The sequence below is a fragment of the Microbacterium sp. Kw_RZR3 genome (assembly GCF_029222405.1).
Lineage (GTDB): Bacteria > Actinomycetota > Actinomycetes > Actinomycetales > Microbacteriaceae > Microbacterium.
Genome location: NZ_JARHXC010000044.1, coordinates 21339 through 39257, shown reverse-complemented (window position 1 = coordinate 39257; position 17919 = coordinate 21339). Strand labels below are relative to the sequence as shown.

19 protein-coding genes are annotated in these 17919 nt (G+C 70.4%); 5 read left to right on the top strand and 14 right to left on the bottom strand.

Annotation, left to right across the window (positions count from 1 at the left end; all coding sequences use genetic code 11):
* Positions 1-67: 67 nt before the first annotated feature.
* From P2P98_RS02035 to P2P98_RS02020, 4 genes are all read right to left on the bottom strand, one after another.
* Positions 68-1186, bottom strand: coding sequence for an ABC transporter permease (locus P2P98_RS02035; RefSeq protein WP_275796700.1), 1119 nt, complete (start codon positions 1184-1186; stop codon positions 68-70).
* The gene (locus P2P98_RS02030) at positions 1183-2067 is read right to left on the bottom strand and encodes an ATP-binding cassette domain-containing protein (RefSeq protein ID WP_275796698.1); all 885 of its coding nucleotides are present in this window, start codon (positions 2065-2067) and stop codon (positions 1183-1185) included. Before P2P98_RS02030 ends, P2P98_RS02035 begins: the two co-directional genes overlap by 4 nt.
* 382 nt (positions 2068-2449) lie before the next feature.
* Entirely contained in the window at positions 2450-3118 is a 669-nt protein-coding gene (locus P2P98_RS02025) for a response regulator transcription factor (RefSeq protein WP_275796696.1), read from the bottom strand.
* Positions 3111-4382 (bottom strand): sensor histidine kinase, encoded by a 1272-nt coding sequence (locus P2P98_RS02020; RefSeq protein ID WP_275796694.1) that lies wholly within the window; start codon positions 4380-4382, stop codon positions 3111-3113. Before P2P98_RS02020 ends, P2P98_RS02025 begins: the two co-directional genes overlap by 8 nt.
* 141 nt (positions 4383-4523) lie before the next feature.
* Between P2P98_RS02020 and P2P98_RS02015 the strand changes: the two genes are divergently transcribed.
* Positions 4524-5096, top strand: a complete 573-nt coding sequence (locus P2P98_RS02015) for an NADPH-dependent FMN reductase (RefSeq protein ID WP_275796692.1) — start codon at positions 4524-4526, stop codon at positions 5094-5096.
* Between the two features lie 223 nt (positions 5097-5319).
* On the opposite strand, the gene P2P98_RS02010 is transcribed toward P2P98_RS02015, so the two are convergent.
* Entirely contained in the window at positions 5320-6165 is an 846-nt protein-coding gene (locus tag P2P98_RS02010; protein ID WP_275796690.1) for an exodeoxyribonuclease III, read from the bottom strand.
* Between the two features lie 104 nt (positions 6166-6269).
* Between P2P98_RS02010 and P2P98_RS02005 the strand changes: the two genes are divergently transcribed.
* A complete protein-coding gene (locus tag P2P98_RS02005; protein ID WP_275796688.1) occupies positions 6270-6440 on the top strand; it encodes a hypothetical protein in 171 nt (56 codons plus the stop codon).
* Entirely contained in the window at positions 6437-7015 is a 579-nt protein-coding gene (gene pyrE, locus P2P98_RS02000; protein WP_275796686.1) for an orotate phosphoribosyltransferase, read from the top strand. The genes P2P98_RS02005 and pyrE overlap by 4 nt, the downstream gene beginning before the upstream one ends.
* A gap of 4 nt (positions 7016-7019) precedes the next feature.
* Here the strand turns inward: pyrE and P2P98_RS01995 are convergent, their stop codons facing one another.
* The 7 genes from P2P98_RS01995 to P2P98_RS01965 all read right to left on the bottom strand — a co-directional run bounded on the left by P2P98_RS01995 (position 7020) and on the right by P2P98_RS01965 (position 12771).
* Positions 7020-8204: a GDSL-type esterase/lipase family protein gene (locus P2P98_RS01995; protein ID WP_275796684.1), complete on the bottom strand. Its 1185-nt coding sequence runs from the start codon at positions 8202-8204 to the stop codon at positions 7020-7022.
* Entirely contained in the window at positions 8201-8977 is a 777-nt protein-coding gene (locus P2P98_RS01990) for an alpha/beta fold hydrolase (RefSeq protein ID WP_275796682.1), read from the bottom strand. The genes P2P98_RS01995 and P2P98_RS01990 overlap by 4 nt, the downstream gene beginning before the upstream one ends.
* Positions 8978-8992: 15 nt before the next feature.
* On the bottom strand, positions 8993-10327 hold the full coding sequence (locus tag P2P98_RS01985; protein WP_275796680.1) for an MFS transporter: 1335 nt from the start codon (positions 10325-10327) through the stop codon (positions 8993-8995).
* Between the two features lie 97 nt (positions 10328-10424).
* Positions 10425-11459 carry a LacI family DNA-binding transcriptional regulator gene (locus P2P98_RS01980; RefSeq protein WP_275796678.1) on the bottom strand — a complete coding sequence of 345 codons (1035 nt, stop codon included), beginning with the start codon at positions 11457-11459 and terminating at the stop codon, positions 10425-10427.
* Between the two features lie 29 nt (positions 11460-11488).
* Complete coding sequence (locus P2P98_RS01975; protein WP_275796676.1) at positions 11489-11644, bottom strand: hypothetical protein; 156 nt, start codon at positions 11642-11644, stop codon at positions 11489-11491.
* 33 nt (positions 11645-11677) lie between these two features.
* Complete coding sequence (locus P2P98_RS01970) at positions 11678-12508, bottom strand: HAD-IIA family hydrolase (RefSeq protein WP_275796674.1); 831 nt, start codon at positions 12506-12508, stop codon at positions 11678-11680.
* Between the two features lie 92 nt (positions 12509-12600).
* Positions 12601-12771, bottom strand: a complete 171-nt coding sequence (locus P2P98_RS01965; RefSeq protein ID WP_275796672.1) for a CsbD family protein — start codon at positions 12769-12771, stop codon at positions 12601-12603.
* A gap of 192 nt (positions 12772-12963) precedes the next feature.
* On the opposite strand from P2P98_RS01965, the gene P2P98_RS01960 reads away from it, so the two are divergent.
* Positions 12964-13911, top strand: coding sequence for an SDR family NAD(P)-dependent oxidoreductase (locus P2P98_RS01960; protein ID WP_275796670.1), 948 nt, complete (start codon positions 12964-12966; stop codon positions 13909-13911).
* A 52-nt stretch (positions 13912-13963) separates the two neighbouring features.
* Positions 13964-16414 carry an HAD-IC family P-type ATPase gene (locus tag P2P98_RS01955; RefSeq protein ID WP_275796668.1) on the top strand — a complete coding sequence of 817 codons (2451 nt, stop codon included), beginning with the start codon at positions 13964-13966 and terminating at the stop codon, positions 16412-16414.
* A gap of 33 nt (positions 16415-16447) precedes the next feature.
* Here P2P98_RS01955 and P2P98_RS01950 read toward each other — a convergent pair whose 3' ends face one another.
* Together P2P98_RS01950 and P2P98_RS01945 are read right to left on the bottom strand one after the other, a co-directional pair.
* The gene (locus P2P98_RS01950; RefSeq protein WP_275796666.1) at positions 16448-16876 is read right to left on the bottom strand and encodes a hypothetical protein; all 429 of its coding nucleotides are present in this window, start codon (positions 16874-16876) and stop codon (positions 16448-16450) included.
* Positions 16877-17275: 399 nt separating this feature from the next.
* Complete coding sequence (locus P2P98_RS01945; RefSeq protein WP_275796664.1) at positions 17276-17911, bottom strand: metal-dependent transcriptional regulator; 636 nt, start codon at positions 17909-17911, stop codon at positions 17276-17278.
* Between the last annotated feature and the right edge of the window lie 8 nt (positions 17912-17919).

Sequence of the window (17919 nt, the reverse complement as noted above, 5' to 3'; positions counted from 1 at the left end):
TTGACGGCCTCAGCCCCCTCCGCCCGCCGGGCCTCAGCCCCCTCCGCCCAAAGCCCCCGCGCTGCCCTCAGCCTTTCAGCGCCTCCGCGAGCTTCACGCGCGCTCCCATCCGCAAGAGGGAGTTCTGGTAGATCCGCGCGCCGATGGCGATCGCCGCGACGCACGACGCGATGAGCACCAGCAGAGACAGCACCGGCTCCCACCACTGCGCGTCACCGAGGTACATGCGCAGCGGCATCCCGACCGGTGCCGAGAACGGCACGTACGACATGATCGTCAGCACGACGGGGTTGTCGTTGAAGAAGATCACGAGGAAGTACGGCGCCATGATCAGCATCGTGATCGGGGTCGTGGTGGCCCCGATGTCCTCCTGACGCGAGACCATCGCGGCCGCGGCGGCGAACAGCGACGCCAGCAGCACGAACCCGAAGAGGAAGAAGATCGCGAACCAGGCGATCGGCGCGCCGAGAGCGCTGAGCACTCCGGCCTGATCGGTCACGGCAAGCCCGATCACGGCCACCGCGGCGAGCAGCACGATCTGCGCCATCGCGAGCACCGTGTTGCCGAGCACCTTTCCCGCGAGCAGCGCCCGCACGGGGATCGCCGAGATGAGGATCTCGACCACCCGCGTCTGCTTCTCTTCGACGACGCTTTGCGCGATCGTGCCGCCGAAGGTCGACGCCGCGATGAGGAACACGAGCCCGAACGCGAGGGCGATGAAGTAGCGCAGCGCGCTCGCCGCGCCGGCTCCCGGCTCGAGCTCCTGAACGGGGGGCGTCTCGCTGAGCATCTGCAGAAGGGTCGAGGGCACCGAGTCCTTCACGACCACGGTGTAGTCGAACGAGGCATCCGTCGAGCCCGACACCAGGGCGGCATCCACCGTCCCGTCCTCGACGAGGGCCGTGGCCGCGTCGTCGCTGTCGGCGACGGTGACCTCGAGTCCGTCGAGTCCCTCGACCGCCGCCTGCGTCTGCGCCGTGACGGCGACCGGGATGCCGCTTCCCGAGAGGTTGTTCGCGGCGAAACCGCCCCAGACGACCGAGGCGAGGGCCGCGAGCACGAGGATCACCGTCGAGATGACGAACGCTTTGCTGCGCAGCTTCGAGCCGATCTCGCGCTCGGCGACGAGCCAGATGCTCTGCAGGTCGCTGGGGGCGCGGTGCGTGGTCGGGGTCGTGGTGCTCACTGGATGACCTCCTTGAAGATCTCGGCGAGGGTAGGTCTCTGCGGAGCGAAGCTCACGACGTCGCCGCGCAAGACGGCACCCTGCAGAACGCGCTGGGCCGAGGCGTCGTCGGCGGCGTCGAACAGGGCGTAGCCGCCGTCAAAATCGAGGACCGTTACGCCGGACTCGTCGCGCAGCCACCCGGCGTCGCCGCGCGACACCAGTTCGTAGCGGTGCGTGGCGTGCTCGGCCCGGAGACCCTCGCGGGTCCCGGCCGCGCGGATGGTGCCGCCGGCGATGATGACGAGGTCGTCGCACAGCCGCTCGACGACGTCGAGCTGGTGCGACGAGAACAGCACCGCGGCGCCCGCGGCCGCCTTTTCCTGCAGCACCCCGGCGACGACGTCGACGGCGAGCGGGTCGAGGCCCGAGAACGGCTCGTCGAGGATGAGCACGTCGGGCTCGTGGACGAGGGATGCCGCGATCTGCGCGCGCTGCTGGTTGCCCAGCGAGAGCGTCTCGACGAGGTCGCCGAGGCGCTCGCCGAGTCCGAGGCGCTCGAGAAGGGCCGTCGCCTTGGCGGTCGCCTCGGCCTTGCCGAAGCCGTGCAGCCGCGCGAGGTAGGCGATGTGCTCAGCGACCTTCATCTTCGGGTACAGCCCGCGCTCCTCGGGCATGTAGCCGAAGCGGCGGCGGTCGGACGTGGTGACGGGCGAGCCGTTCAGCACGACCGAACCGGCGTCCTTTCCGAGCACGCCGAGGGCGATGCGCATGGTCGTGGTCTTGCCGGCGCCGTTGCCGCCGACGAACCCCGTCAGCCGCCCGGGGGCGACGGTGAAGCTCACGTCGTCGAGCACGCGGCGACCGCCGTAGCTCTTGGTGATGCCGTCCAACTGGAGCACGGTGCATCCCTTCTTCTCGATGCTTCCCACGCTAGGGATCCGGATGCCACGGCACCTCCGCCGCGGGTGGGGTCGTCGCCTCCGCCGCGCGGGGGAGGGCGTCGACCTGCGCATCCCCCGGTGGCTTCGACGGGCTCAGCCACCTCGGTTCGCCGGTTCTCGGCCGTGGAGGTCCCTGAGCCTGTCGAAGGTCCCTGAGCCTGTCGAAGGGACCGGCGTCCCGGCTCGCCGTGGCTTCGACGGGCTCAGCCACCTCCCGCGCGGACCCTCGGGCGTGCCGGAGAGGCCGACGGGCTCAGCCACCTCGGTTCGCCGGTTCTCGGCCCGTGGGGGTCCTGAGCCTGTCGAAGGTCCCTGAGCCTGTCGAAGGGACCGGGCGCCGTCAGGCCAGGCCGTGCCGGTGCGCGAACACCACGGCCTGCACGCGGTCGCGCGCTCCGAGCTTCTGCAGCACGTTCGACACGTGCGTCTTCACCGTCGCCTCGCCGATGAACAGTCGCGCCGCGATCTCGGCGTTGCTGAGCGCCTCGGCGACGAGTCTCAGAACCTCCGACTCGCGCTCGGTCAGAGGTTCCGCGAGCGTGAGCGGGGGAGGGACGGATGCCGCGGGCTCGGGCGACCCTCCCGAGGCGAAGCGCTCGATGACGCGGCGGGTGACCTCGGGCGCGAGCAGGGCGTCTCCGGCGCCGACGATGCGGACCGCCGAGACCAGCTCTTCGGGGCCGGCGTTCTTCAGCAGGAACCCGCTCGCGCCGGCCGACAGCGCGGCGAAGAGGTAGTCGTCGCGGTCGAAGGTCGTGACGATGAGGACGGCGGCATCCACCGCGGGGTCCGCCACCAGAACACGGGTGGCTTCGAGGCCGTCCATGTCGGGCATCTGCACGTCCATGCAGATCACGTCGGGGTGCAGCTCCGCCGCCGCGGCGATCGCCTCGCGACCGGTCGTGGCCTCGCCGACGACCGTGATGTCGTCTTCGAGCGAGAGGATCGTGCGGAAGCCCGCGCGCATCATCGCGTGGTCGTCGACCAGGAGGACTCGGAGCTCAGACATGGGCCACCTCGTTCTGCGCGGCCGGGACGCGCACGCGCACGAGGTAGCCGCCCCGCGAGCGCGGGCCGATCTCGATCGTGCCGCCCGAGACCCCCGCGCGTTCGCGCATGCCCAGTTGACCGAGCCCAGGCGTCTTCGAGCCTGCGCGTCCCGTGTTCGAGACCTCGAGCTCGATGGCATCCGGATCGAACCGCAGACGCACGTCGGCGGTGGCGCCGGGACCGGCGTGCCGACGCGCATTCGTGAGCGCTTCCTGCGCGATGCGGTACAGGTTCACCTGCACGAGAGGGGGCGGATCATGCGCGGGTTCGCCGATCACGGTGAAGGTGGTGGGAAGACCCGCGGCGGTCGCCTCGTCGACGAGCGCGGCGATCGAGGTCAGCCCGTGCGTGGTCGGCGCGGTGTCGGGGTCGGACTCGCTACCGGGGGCGCGGAGCGTCTCGAGCAGTTGCCGCAACTCGTGCAGCGACGTGCGGGCGGAGCCCTCGATACCCGCGAGCACCTCGCGCGCTCTGTCGGGGTCCTTTGACAGCAGCGTTCGCGCGACGCCCGCTTGGACGCCCATGAGCGACACGTGGTGCGCGACCACGTCGTGCAGTTCGCGCGCGATGCGCACGCGGTCGAGCGCGACGGCCTGCGCCGCCGTCACCTCGCGCTCGGCTTCGAGCTCGGCGGTCCGCTCCTCGAGGGCGGCCCGCTCGCTCATCTGCTGATACGAGCGGTTCCCGAAGTAATAGGCGCCGCCGAAGAACAGCGCGTTCACGCCGATCATGAGCAACTGGTACGCGACGAACGGAGAGAAGGCCCCCGCGCGCGAGAACGCGCCCTCGGCGGACGGGTCGATGGGCTGGGTCGCGTCTTGGAACATCACGACGAACAGCCACGTGAACATGCCCACGATGATCGCGATGCGGACGATCGTCGCGCGCCGCCGGTTCTGCTCCCACGCGCCCACGGTGTACAGCGCGATGAACATCGCGATGTTCCCGGCGTAGATCTCGGGGATCCGCAGGGTCACCGCCAGGAAGTACGCAAACGAGACGATGACGGCCGTGATCGAAGGCCATCGCCGCCGGAACGCGATCGGCACCGCGAGCACGAAGACGTACCCCACGGCGAGGGCGAGCGGCGCCTGCTTGTCGCCGTACAGCCCCGAGACCGCGGAGAGCACCGCACTGAGCAGCCCGCCCAGCAGCAGCACCACCGCGAGCACGATGTCGTTTCGCTGCTGCGCGCGGGTGAACGTGCGGGTGAGCGGTGGCATTCCTCCACGCTACGGGGAGCCGCCGACGCCTGCATCCCCCGCGGGACGGAGTCAAGAGGAGGGGGAATACAGGTTCACCCTCGATGCTTGCACGTGAATGTACCGGGCGCTCGCCGCCCTTCGTCCCCAGAGAGGATCACCGTGACCGACTACACGATCGGCTACATCGTCGGAAGCATCTCCAGCACCTCGATCAACCGCCGCCTGGCGAAGGCCCTCGAGAAGGTCGCCCCCGAGGGCGTCACGCTCAAGGAGATCCCGATCAAGGACCTCCCCTTCTACTCGCCCGACTACGACGGGAACTTCCCCGAGGTCGCGAAGGACTTCAAGAAGGCGATCGAGGATGCCGACGGCGTCTTCGTCGTGACCCCCGAGTACAGCCGTTCGATCCCCGGCGTGCTCAAGAACGCGCTCGACTGGTCGGCGCGTCCCTACGGCGAGGCGTCGTTCAACGACAAGCCGACCGCGGTGATCGGCACCTCGCAGGGCGGCATCGCCACCGCCGCGGGCCAGCAGCACCTGCGCTCCGTGCTCCTGCACTACAACGCCCTGGTCCTGGGCCAGCCCGAGGGCTACATCCAGTCGACCCCCGGCCTCTTCGAAGAGGACGGTACCGTGACCGACGAGGGCACCGCCGCGTTCCTCCGCTCGATCATCGAGGCGCTGGTGACGCTCATCCAGCGCACGGCTCCCGCTGAGGTGCCCTCGGTCTGACGCCCGCGCGACGGCGGGGTCGGGGTTCGCCTCGGCCCCGCCTTGGCACTCGCGTCGGAACGCACGGCCGGGTGGCGCACCGGTGTCGTGGATCCGGAGACCGGCGTCAGATTCGGATGAATCCACGCGATGCGTCCGGATCTACGACGCGTTTCCGGTTCTGTGCGCCGGATGCCACCGGTAATCGTCGAACGCGTCGGTTGCGCGCGAGCCGGTACCCGTGTCAGCCGAAGATCATCGGCAGATCGTCGTCGTCTCCGGCATCCGTCAGGTCGAGGTCGGCGACGACGGGGACGTGATCGCTCGGGACCTCACCCTTCCGCTCGTTGCGGTGGATCTCGGCGCCCTGCACCGCGTCGGCGAACGCGCGCGACCCGAGGATGAAGTCGATGCGCAGCCCCTCGTTGCGGGGGAAGCGCAGCTGCTTGTAATCCCAGTACGTGTAGCCGGTGGGGACGAGCGGACGGACGACGTCGGTGAGTCCCGCGGACTCGAAGGCCGCGAAGGCAGCACGCTCGGGCGGAGAGACGTGGGTGGTCGCACCCTCGACGACCGTGGGGTCGCCGTTGTCGGCATCCGTCGGGGCGATGTTGAAGTCGCCGGTCAGCGCGAGCGGCAGGTCGGGGTTCTCCGCGAGCGTCTCGGCCGTGTACTGACGGAGCTTCTCGAGCCAGTCGAGCTTGTAGGTGTAGTGCGGGTCGTCGAGCCCGCGACCGTTGGGCACGTACAGGCTCCACACCCGCACGCCGTCGACGGTCGCGCCGATCGCGCGCGCCTCCTGCGGGAGGTCGGGCCCTTCTTTGCCCTTCTCGAAGCCGGGCATGCCCGGGAAGCCGATCTCGACGTCTTCGAGAGGCTCGCGGCTGGCGATCGCGACGCCGTTCCACTGGTTCAGCCCGTGCGCGGCGACGTGATACCCGGCTTCTTCGAACGCGGCGTAGGGGAACTGCTCGGTCTTGCACTTGATCTCCTGCATCGCCAGCACGTCGATGTGCTCGCGCACGCAGAACTCGACGGTGCGGGTGACGCGGGCGCGGATGGAGTTGACGTTCCAGGTGGCCAGGCGCATGGCATCCAGCCTACTTTCGGGCGGGGACATCGTCGGTCTCGTGCGGGGTGGGTGGGCTGGGCTGTCGTGCCGTCGCGTCGGGCCCGTGCCGTCGCGCGGAGTTCGTGCCCGAGACGCCGCTCGAGGCGGCGCGGCTGCGGCGTTTCGCCGACGAACTCCGCCGGACGGATGCCGAAGCACGGCGCCGCGACATTCCCGGCCGGACGGATGCCGAACCCCCGCGCCGCGACATCCCTCGGCCGCGCCGGCACGGGGCAATAGAATCGACGCCGTGACCGCCGCCTCAACGCCCGAGCTCGAAGCCGACCGCCAGGCCCTCATCGGCCTCATCAAGGACGAGGCGGTGTTCCACGGCGACTTCACCCTCTCGAGCGGCAAGAAGGCGACGTACTACGTCGACATGCGCAAGCTCACCCTCGACCACCGGGCGGCTCCCGCGATCGGCCGTCTCGTGCTCGACCTCGTTAAGGATCTCGACGGTGTCGTCGCCGTGGGCGGCCTCACCCTCGGCGCCGACCCCATCGCGAACGCCGTCATGCACGAGTCGGTGCACGCCGGCCACCCGCTCGACGCGTTCGTCGTGCGCAAGGAGCCGAAAGACCACGGCCGCGGCCGCCAGATCGAGGGCGCCGACGTGAAGGGCAAGCGCGTCGTCGTGGTCGAAGACACCTCCACGACGGGCCAGTCGGCGCTCAAGGCGGTCGAAGCCCTGCGCCGCGAGGGCGCCGAGGTCGTCGCCGTCGCCGTGATCGTCGATCGCAAGACCGGTGCTCAGGCCGCGATCGAGGCGGAGGGCCTGCAGTGGCTGGCATCCATCGATCTCGACGACCTGGGCCTCCAGCCGCAGTAACGGCTCAGTCGCCGAGGCTCTCGCGCGGGACGAGCCCGTCGGGGCCGAACGCCAGGGCCGCGAAGCGCGCGCCCATCTCGCGGTACAGCGCCTCGTCGGGGTGCAGCCCGTCGGGGAGCGGGAAGCGGGCGACGTCTTCCGGGCCGTAGAGCGCCAGCCCGTCGAGGTAATGGATCGCCTCGTCCGCGGTCGCGCGGGTGCGGACGACTCCCGCGATGTGACGCCGCGATTCCGCGAGCGTGAGCGCGCCCTTCGCGATGTCGGCCGGGTCTCCCGCGGTGAAGCATCGGATGCCGTCGTCGAGGAACTCCACGTCGGAGGGGCCGGGACGTTCGTCGCTCTCGGGCCAGAGGATCGAGGATGCCACGACGATCGGCGTCTCGGGATGCCCCCGCCGCACCCGGTCGAGGAAGCCGTGCAGCGCCGGCGCGAAGGTGCGCTGATCCATGGACCGGGCGCCCACGATGTTCACGCCGACCTTGAGGGAGATGACGTCCGCGGGGGTCGCGGCGATGGCGTCGGCGACGAAGGGGTCGAGCATGCATTGGCCCCCGAAGCCGAGGTTGATCACGTCGAGGTCGGCTGTGCGGGCGGCGACGACGGGCCAGGTGCCGGTGGGCAGCGGCGTCTCGACTCCGTGGCTGATCGAGCTGCCGTGGTGCACCCACACCGGACGCGTCGAGGGCCCCGGAGCCTCGATCGGCCGATTCGCCCGCACGTCGAGGAGATCGACGATCATGCCCTGGGGAAGCCACACCGTCACGGTCTTCTCGCCCTCGGGGAGGTCGTCGAACACGACGACCGACGACGGCGAGAACTCCTCGGTGCGCTGCGCGTCGGCGCTGAGCGGCACGTGGAGGATGCCGTTCACCGGCGACTCGACATGAGCGTGCCGCTTCTCGTCGATCTCGGCGACGAACGCGTTGCGCGCACCGAGGAAGTCCTGCACCTGAAAGCGCGTGCACACCACGTGCAGCTCGATGCGGGTCGCCGCGGTGACGAGGGCGATGCGGACGCCGCTCGCCTGCATCGACACTGCGCGCAGGTTCTCGCCGGCGGGCGGGAACTGCGGCCAGGCCGCGACGGGGATGCGCACCGGACGGATGCCGCGGTCGCGCAGCGTGTCGAGGTGCCCGACGATCCGCACGCGGCCGCCGTCGAGAGCGACGACCTCGCCCCGGGCGGTCATCGGACGTTCGCCGTGATGAAGGCGACGGTGCGCGCGATCAGGTCGTCGCGCTGCGGAAGCTGCGCCCACCCGTGATCGGCACCGTCGACGACGACGAGTTCGCCGCGGTCGCCGAAGACGTCGGCCGCGAGGTAGCGCTCGGCGTACGAGACGGGGATGAAGTCGTCCGTCCCGTGCAGCAGCAGGACCGGACCGTCGTAGCCGGCCGCCCGACCGTAGACGTCGAAGGTCACGGCGTCGTCGCGCAGCGCCGGCCCCAGCCGCATCCCCAGGAAGTCGAAGAAGCCGTCGCGGTCGAGGCCCTCGAGCGAGCGTCCCTGCAGGGTGCCGCCGCTGATCTCGTCGACGAACAGCGCCGCGGTGGACCACATCGTGAGAGAGCGGAAGGCGTGCTCGTTCGAGGCGGCGGCGACGGATGCCACGACCGAGCCGAGGCTCATCCCGACGAGGTGGAGGTTCTCGGCATCCACTCCTTCCCTCCGACGCACGGCCTCGAGCACGAGGTGGGCGTCGGCGATGTCGCCCGAGACGGTCGTGTCGAAGAAGTCGCCGTCGCTCTCGCCGTGCCCGGCGCGGTCGTAAGCGACCACCCCGAGCCCGCGCGCAGTGAGGGCACGGGCCAGGGTGACGAACACCCCGGTCGTCTCGACCCGCGAGCCTCCGAAGCCGTGGAACAGCACGACGGTGGGCGCGTCGCCGTCGCGATCGGGTCGGTAGTGCACGCCGCGCAGAGCGAGACCACGGGCGGAGACGTCGAAGGGCTGCAGGATCATCGAGGACTTCCGGGTTCAGGCGGTCGCCGGCGTGGCGGGCGCGGGGCGGTCTGTCGCGGACGCGTCGGCGACGAGTTCACTCTCGACGTCGAAGGACGATCGCGTGGCGCGCCGGAATCCGATCCAACCGATCAGGAAGCCGAGCGCCGCGACGATCGAGACGCCGACGTACACGCCCGACGGGTTCAGGGCGAGCAGGGCGGGGGTCACGACGTTGAGCCCGGCGGTCGCGAAGCGTGCGACCGCGTAGATCGTGCCCTGGGCGGTGGAGCGCATCATCGTGGGGAACGATTCCTGCGTCCACACCTTCATGATCGTCTCGAAGCAGAACGCGCCGGCGAACGTCGACCCGACGACCGAGACGATCAACGCGGGCAGAGTGAACCCGAACACGACCGGAACGAGGTTGGCCACGACGACGCCCACGGCGCCGATCACGAACCAGTTCATGCGGAACCGGGTGTCGGCCACGCTCATGAACCAGACGGCGCCGACGATCGCGGCGGGCATCGCCAGCAGGGTCCAGCCCTGGTACTCGTTGACCGGGATGCCGGCCACGTTGACCGCGACGAAGGTGCCGAAGCTTCCCGCGACGCTGATCGCGAGCGAGGCGAGCGTGTAGTAGACGAGCAGCGTCACGAAGGGGCGGCGGTAGGGCGTGCGACCGAAGTCCCGCAGGCGCGTGCGCTCGGCCCGGACGGTCTGCACTCCCGCGCGACGCTCGTCGCGGGCGGCGAGCCAGATCGCCGACTCCGGGATGGTCAGACGAAGTGCCAGCACGACGAGTCCGATCCCGCCGAAGGCGCCGAACATGATCTGTCCGCCGACGGGGCCCAGCGAGCCGTAGAAGATGCCGATCAGAACGGCCATCAGGATGCCGAAACCCCCGAGGAGGTTCGAGAAGACCAGGATCTTCCCGCGGTTTCGATCGGTTGCCGCTTCGGAGATCGTCGCGAGGGCGACCGGCAGATCGGCGCCGACTCCGAGGCCGATGAGCGCGATGCCGGGGAGGAGGATCTCGAACGAGACCCCGAAGAACGGGGTGAGCGAGCCGACGACGATGAGCGCCATGGTCACGAGGAATACGCGGCGTCGGCCGAGGCGGTCGCCCAGTCGGCCGCCGACGAGCGAACCCACCGCGACGCCCGCGGTCAGCACGCCGGTGAGCAGCCCGATCTGATCGGGCGTGAGTCCGGGTGCCCCGGGCGCCATGGATTGGAACAGGACGAGCGCGACGGCGATGCCGGTGGTCGCCGCGGTGTCGACGAAGGTCGCCATTCCGCAGACGAAGCCGACCCACCAGGCGTGGGGAGCCCGCGAGAGACGGGAGGGGTGTGGGTCATGTCGCACTCCTTTGTCGATGACGCCAGCGGCCGACCCTTCGTGGCCGACAGAGGGATGCTATACCGATATAGCGAAGGGAGTAAAGCATAAGATCGTCGAGGGTTCAGCGCGTGGGGGAGCCGACCGACGCACCGAGGTGCACGGGCATGCGGACGCGCTCGACGCGCGGCGTCGCGTCGTCCGACAGGAGGAGGGTCGCGGCTCGGCGGCCGAGATCCTCGTGGGGGAGTGAGATCGAGGTGAGCGAGGGTTCCAGCATTCCGGCGAGGGGGCTGCCGTCGAATCCGATGACCGAGACGTCGTCGGGAATCCGCCATTCGGCCGCGTGCAGGGCCCGATAGGCGCCCGCGGCGACCGCGTCGTTCACGCAGATGAGGGCGGAGGGCCGCGCTCCGTCCTCCAGCAGTCGTTCCACGGCGCGCTGCCCGTTCGGGGCATCCCAGTCGTCGTCGACGGCCGCGTGCCCCGCGAGCGAGAGGCCCGACGACGCGAGTTCGCGTTCGATCCCCTCGAGGCGCTCCGGAAGGGCCAGTGGGCCCCACTCGTTCCAGAGCAGGCCTCCCCGCCGTCCGGGTGGCAGGTCGCCCACGAACCAGATGCCGTCGGTGTGCCCGGCCGCGATGAGCAGGCGCGCCGCCTCGCGGCCGGCCTCGACTTCGTCGGGCACGACGGCCACGTCGTCTCCGCCGCGCACGCGGCAGTTGAGCAGCACGGTGCGGGTCGATGCGAGGAGCGGCGGCGGGTCGACGATTCGCGTGAACATCGAGGTGTAGATGACGCCGTCGATGTCCCGCCCGAAGAGGCTGTGAAGCAGGCGCTCCTCGACCTGGGGGTCGCCCTCGGTGTCGACGGTGAAGAGCAGGATGTCGCGCTCGCGCAGAGCCCGCATGGCACCGCGCACCATCGCGTTGGCGTACGACGTGCTGCTGACGAAGTCCGACACGAGCGCGATGGTCCCCGACCGGCCGGTACGCAGGGTCTTCGCCGTCTGGTTGGGGCGGTAGCCGAGCTCTTCCGCCGCGCGACGCACTCGCTCGAACACGTCGGCCGACAGTCTCTGGTCGGTCCGGCCGTTCATCACGAACGACACCGCCGACCGCGAGACGCCCGCCCGTTCCGCGACCTGCGAGAGCGTCACCCGTCGAGTGCCGGACGGGGGCGAATCTGTCACGCCGGCCCGCCGCCGTGGCCCCCGCCCGGTCCGTCGAACGGGTCGCGCCGACCACCGCCATGGCGTGAGCGTCGCCATTGAACGAGGAGGGCGACGAGGCTGCCCGCCGTGATGATGAGGGCCGTGATCAGCCAGAGGGTGCGGTCGTCCATGCGTCCATCCTGACGGAGCGGGCGTGGGGTGGGTCAGAGACCCTCGGCGAGCCCGTCCTCGCCGTCGGCGAGGTCGCTCTCGAGCGGCTCGTCGCGGACGAGCTCGGCGACGGAGCCGAGGATCTCGTCGGGGCGGAACGGATACCGCTCGACCTCGCTCTCGTCGCTGATCCCCGTCATCACCAGCACGGTGTGGAGTCCGGCCTCGATGCCCGCGACGATGTCGGTGTCCATGCGGTCGCCGATCATGCCGGTGTTCTCGCTGTGCGCGCCGATCCGGTTCAAAGCCGACCGGAACATCATCGGGTTCGGCTTGCCGACGATGTAGGGCTCGCGGCCCGTCGCCTTGGTGATGAGGGCGGCGATCGCCCCCGTCGCGGGCAGCACGCCCTCGGTCGAGGGGCCCGTGGCATCCGGGTTCGTCGCGATGAAACGCGAGCCGCCACGGATGAAGCGGATGGCCTTCGTGATCGCCTCGAACGAGTAGTTGCGGGTCTCGCCGACCACGACGTAGTCGGGAGCCGTCTCGGTCATGATGAACCCGGCCTCGTGCAAAGCGGTCGTCAGGCCCGCCTCGCCGATGACGAAAGCCGAGCCGCCGGGCATCTGCGACTTCAGGAAGTCGGCCGTCGCGAGCGCGGAGGTCCAGATCGACGACTCCGGGACCACGAGTCCCGACGCGCGCAACCGCGCACTCAGATCGCGCGGCGTGAAGATCGAGTTGTTCGTGAGGACGAGGAACGGCGTGCCCTCGGCGCGCCACTGCGCCAGGAGCTCGGCTGCTCCGGGAACGGGGGTGTTCTCATGGACGAGGACCCCGTCCATGTCGGTGAGCCAGCACTCGATCTCGGCACGGGTTCGCATGGGCTCAGCCTAGCCGCGACCTCCGACAGCGCCACCGGGAGAGACGACGGGAGAGCTCGGCCGCCACCGTGCTCCCCCGTCGGTCGTGCGGCTTATTTGAACGCGTCCTTGACGTTCTCGCCGGCCTTCTTGGCGTGTGCCTCGGTCTGCTCGAGCTTGCCCTCGGCCGCGAGCCGGTCGTTGTCGGTCGCGTTGCCGATGGCTTCCTTCGCCCTGCCCACGATGTCCTGGGCAGCGTTCTTGATCTTGTCGTCGAGTCCCATGATCGATTTCCTCTCGGGGTGTATCGGCGTCGCGGAACCCTGCGTTCTCGCGGCGGAGCGGGTGTGCTCACAGTGATGACGCAACGAGCGACGGATTCGTCACGTCCCGCGTCGAACTTTTTCTCGCGCACCGGTATGCCGAATCGGGAATGCACCCGTGACGCCGCCGACTCTTCTCGTTAGGGTCGGAGGGTGACGCGCGCGGACTGGGACCCCCGGAACCTGCCCGACCTCTCGGGCCGGACCTATCTCGTCACCGGCGCCACGCGCGGCCTCGGCTTCTTCGCGTGCGAGCAGATCGCCGCGGCCGGCGCGCACGTGCTGCTCACCGGGCGCAGCCCGCACAAGCTCCAGACCGCGAAAGAGGCCGTGAAGAGGGCGAATCCGGATGCCTCGATCGAGACGCTCCTGCTCGACACGAGCAACCTCGGATCCGTGCGGGCAGCCGCCGCGACCGCTCGCGCGCGAGGGCGCCTCGACGGCCTGTTGCTGAACGCGGGCATCGTGCACCCGCCGAAGACGCGCGAGACCGCCGGCGGTCACGAACTGGTCTTCGCCACGAACGTACTCGGACACTTCGCCCTCGCCGGCGAGATGCTCAAGCCGCTCGCCGCCGCGCGCGGCCGGATGGTCTGGGTGGGGAGCATGTCGACCTCGCTGTGGAACCACGTGCCCACCGATCCCGAACTCGTCGAGGGCTACGCGCCGTGGCGCGCGTACGTGCAGTCCAAGGCGGCGACGACCGCGCTCGGACTCGAAGCCGACCGTCGCCTGAGCGCGCACAGCGTGCCGGTCGAAAGCCTCATCGCCCACCCCGGCTACTCCACGAGCGGCCGGACGCGTGGCATCCGGGGTGTGAACGAACCGAGTCGTCTGTCGCGATTCGTCGACAATCTCCAGGCACCCATCACCCAGTCGAAAGAGCAGGGCGCGTGGTCTCTGGTGCGTGCGCTCGTCGATCCGACGGCGGAGGGCGGGACGATGTACGGCCCCACGCTCGTCGCGCGCGGGTTGCCCCGTCCCGCCACGCCGTCGCGCCGATCGCGCGGGGCTGATCTGGGCGCAGACCTCTGGCAGCACTGCGAGACGGCGACCCACGTGCGGTGGCCCTTCGACCGGGTTCGGCGCGCGGCATCCTGAATCCATCGCAATCGGAGGCGTGCGTGTCGGGGGCTACCCCTACAGTGATCGCATGGACCAGGCGACCGCCGACAGTATCGATGCCGACGACGTTCGCGGTCTGACGGCTGCCGCCGTCGCCGAACGGGTCGCCTCCGGGCAGACCAACGCGTACGCCGCCGACACGAGTCGCAGCGCGTGGAACATCGTCCGCGCCAACGTCTTCACGCTGTTCAACGGGATCGTCGCCGGGTGCTTCCTCGTGCTGCTCCTGCTCGGGCGGTGGCAGGACGCCCTGTTCGGTGTCGCGGCGCTCTCGAACGCGGTGATCGGCTGCGTGCAGGAGTTCCGCGCGAAGGCCGCGCTGGACCGTCTCGCCCTGCTCAACGCGCCGCGCGCCCGGGTGCGGCGAGACGGCGCCGATGCCGAGATCGCGCCCGGCGACGTCGTCCGCGACGACCTGCTGGTGCTGCGCGCGGGCGACCAGGTCCCCGCCGACGCGACCGTCGTCGCCTCGCAGGGATTGCAGATCGACGAATCGATGCTGACCGGCGAGTCGGATGCCGTCGACAAGCGCCCCGGAGACGAGGCGCTCTCGGGCTCGATCGTCGTCGGCGGAGACGGCACCGCGCGCGCGACCCGCGTGGGCGCGGCGTCGTACGCCAACACGTTCGCGAGCGAGGCGAAGAAGTTCCAGCTCGTGTCGAGCGAGCTGCGCACCTCGATCGACCGCGTCCTGAAGTGGGTCGGCTGGGGGATCGGTCCCGTGGGGCTGCTCGTGCTGAACGCGCAGATGATGGTCGCCGGCGGGTGGACGGAGGCGTTTCAGCAGGGCACCTGGTCGCAGGCGGTGGTCAATACGATCGCCGCGCTCACGGCGATGATCCCGCTCGGTCTCGTGCTGATGACCTCGATCGCTTTCGCGGTCGGCGCGGCGCGGCTCGCCGGCAAGAAGGTGCTCGTGAACGAGTTGCCCGCGGTCGAGGGCCTCGCGCGCGTCGACGTGATCTGCCTCGACAAGACCGGAACGCTGACCGCGGGCGAGATCCGTTTCGACGATGCGCTCACCCTTACGGAGCGCGACGGCTGGCGAGAGACCCTCGGGTGGTACGGTGCGGCCGACGACGCCAACGCGACCGCGCGGTGCCTGCGCGACCCCTTCCCCGTGGATTCCCCGCTCGAGCCCGCGCGCCGCATCCCCTTCTCGTCGGCGCGCAAGTGGAGCGCGGTGTCGTTCGCCGAACGCGCGGCGGGCACGTGGATCCTCGGCGCCCCCGAGATGGTCTTCGGCGACCGGGCGGCGGACGCCGACACCGAGCTCGGCGCCGCCGTGACCCGGCTCGCGTCGTCGGGTCGACGCACCCTCGTGCTCGCCCACACCGCGACGCCCCTCGATGACGACGACGTCGCGGCGGAGCGGTTCCGCGGCGAGCCCGTCCCGGTGGCGGTTCTGACCTTCATCGAGGCCGTCCGTCCGGATGCCGCCGGGGCGTTGGCGTTCTTCCGCGAACAGGGCGTGGGCGTCCGGGTGATCTCGGGCGACAACCCCCGCACGGTCGCCGCGATCGCGCGCGAGGTCGGCCTCGAGGTCGCAGAGGGCTACGACGCGCGCCGACTACCCGAGGACGACGTCGAACTCGGACGCGTCCTCGAGGAGCACACGGTGTTTGGTCGGGTGACTCCCGACCAGAAGAAGCGGATCGTCACGGCGCTGCAGGCGCGGGGGCACGTCGTGGCGATGACCGGTGACGGTGTCAACGACGCGCTGGCGATCAAGACCGCCGACATCGGCATCGCGATGAACTCGGGCGCGGCGGCGACGAAGGCCGTCGCGCGTCTCGTCCTCCTCGATGGGCGCTTCTCGCACCTCCCGTCGGTCGTCGCCGAGGGGCGTCAGGTGATCGCCAACATCGAGCGCGTCTCGATGCTCTTCCTCACCAAGACCGTGTACGCGACGGGCCTCGCGGTGCTCTTCGGCGTGCTGGTCATGGAGTTTCCGTTCCTGCCGCGTCAGCTGTCGATCACCGATGGCCTCACCATCGGCATCCCGGCGTTCTTCCTCGCGCTCCTCCCCAACACGCAGCGCTACGTGCCGGGGTTCCTGAAACGCTCGCTGAGCTTCGCGATCCCAGCGGGCATCGTGATCGCGGTGTCGCTGACGGTGTACACGCGGCTCGCGATGGATCTCGGGTTGTCGGTCGCGCAGCTGCGCACCGGGGCGACGATCATTCTCGCGATCGTCGCGATCTGGGTACTCACGGTGCTGTCGCGCCCCATCACGCGCGTGAAGGTGCTCGTGGTCGGGGCGATGTTCATCGCGCTCACCGCGATCTTCACGGTCCCGGCGCTGGGTGAGTTCTTCCAGCTGCAAGACCCGGGTGAGGACGGCGCGTGGTTGGTCACGGCGGTCGTCGTCACCGCCCTTGCGGCGATCGAGGCCGTGCGCTTCGCGCACCGCCGTTTCGTGCGCCGTCTCCTCGCCCAGGGCCCCGCGATCGCGGGAACGGCGCGACCCACGAAGTGAGCGCCCTGGTCGTCGAGGCCGTACGGCGACGCCTCAGATGAGCGGGGTCGCCGGCGTCTCGACGGGCGGGCGGGTGAAGTAGTGCCGCGCGTTGCCGGGGATCCAGAGCGCCGCGATCACCAGCACGGCGGCGGCCAGCGCGATCGAGAGCGTCAGGTCGAGCTCGGTGAGCGCCATGGCGACGGCCTGCAGCACGACGAGCACCGAGAGATACGCCGTGAGAAGGATGCGCGCCAGTCGACTGCCGCGCGAGAGCGCTGAGCCCCCCGCGACCGTGAGGAGGCCGAGCAGGATTGTTGCCGCCCCGACCAGCGACACCGGCAGGACGAGATCGGCGCTCACCTCGTAGCGCGACAACAGCACCAGCACGCCGAGAGCGGTGTTCAGCAGACCGCCGATGTACACCAGCACGATCGCTACGGTCACCGCGACGGGGCGGCGCACCTGCGCAGGAGGGGTCATGGGTCCTCGTGTTCACCGGGCCGGCCCGGGTGCCGGTGTGGGTCAGCGTAGCGGTCGCGGATCGCCCGCGCGGGCCTCGAGTCCTCGGCATCCGTTCGTGTGGTGTCGGGACGGCGGCCCGGTGTGCCGTGCGGCGGAGTTCGTGTCGGTGCCCGCCTCGAGATGCTCGTGTGGTGTGCCGTGCGGCGGAGTTCGTCGGCGACACGCCGCCCCGGGGCGCCCGCCACCCGGTGTGTCGTTACGGAGTCCGCGTGAGGGCACGGTGTGGTCGGCCGTCGTGTGCTGTGCCGTCCGGCGGAGTTCGGCGGCGGCACGCCGCCCCGGGGCGCCCGCCATCCGGCGTGTCGGCACGAACTCCGAATGACGGCGCACCGCCGGGGCGAACCCGCGGCGCGGGCTTCAGCGCGTCAGCCAGACCGACTCTGCCGCTCCGGCGGGCAGCTCGACGTCGACGCCGTCCGCGCGCACCGTCGACTCCGAGACCACCTCGAGCTCGTGCCCCACGTCGATGCCGCGCTCGACGAGCGCCCGGAGCAGCTCGGGGTCGCGGTCGCTCACCCTCAGCACGCGCCCCGCGTGACCGGGCACCGCGGCCGACAGCAGCACGAAAGGTTCGCGCTCGACCGAGCCGGTGGCATCCGGGATCGCATCGCCGTGCGGGTCGAAGCGGGGTCGACCGAGGCGGGCGTCGATGCCCTCGAGCAGGCGGTCGCTCAGGGCGTGCTCGAGCACCTCGGCCTCGTCGTGCACTTCGTCCCAGGCGTATCCGAACTCGCGGACGAGCCACGTCTCGATGAGGCGGTGCCGACGGATGACGCCCGCGGCGCGGCGCTGTCCCGCGGCGGTGAGCGAGACCGGGCCGTAGGGGCGGTGCGTGACGAGTCCCTGCGCGGCGAGCTTCTTCACCATCTCGGTCACGCTCGAGGGCGCGAGTCCGAGGACGGCGGCGAGCTGTGAGGGGGTGATGGGGTCGTTCTGCCACTCGGTGTGGTGGTAGATCGCCTTGAGATAGTCGTCGGCTACGGGCGATTCCACGCGGGCCA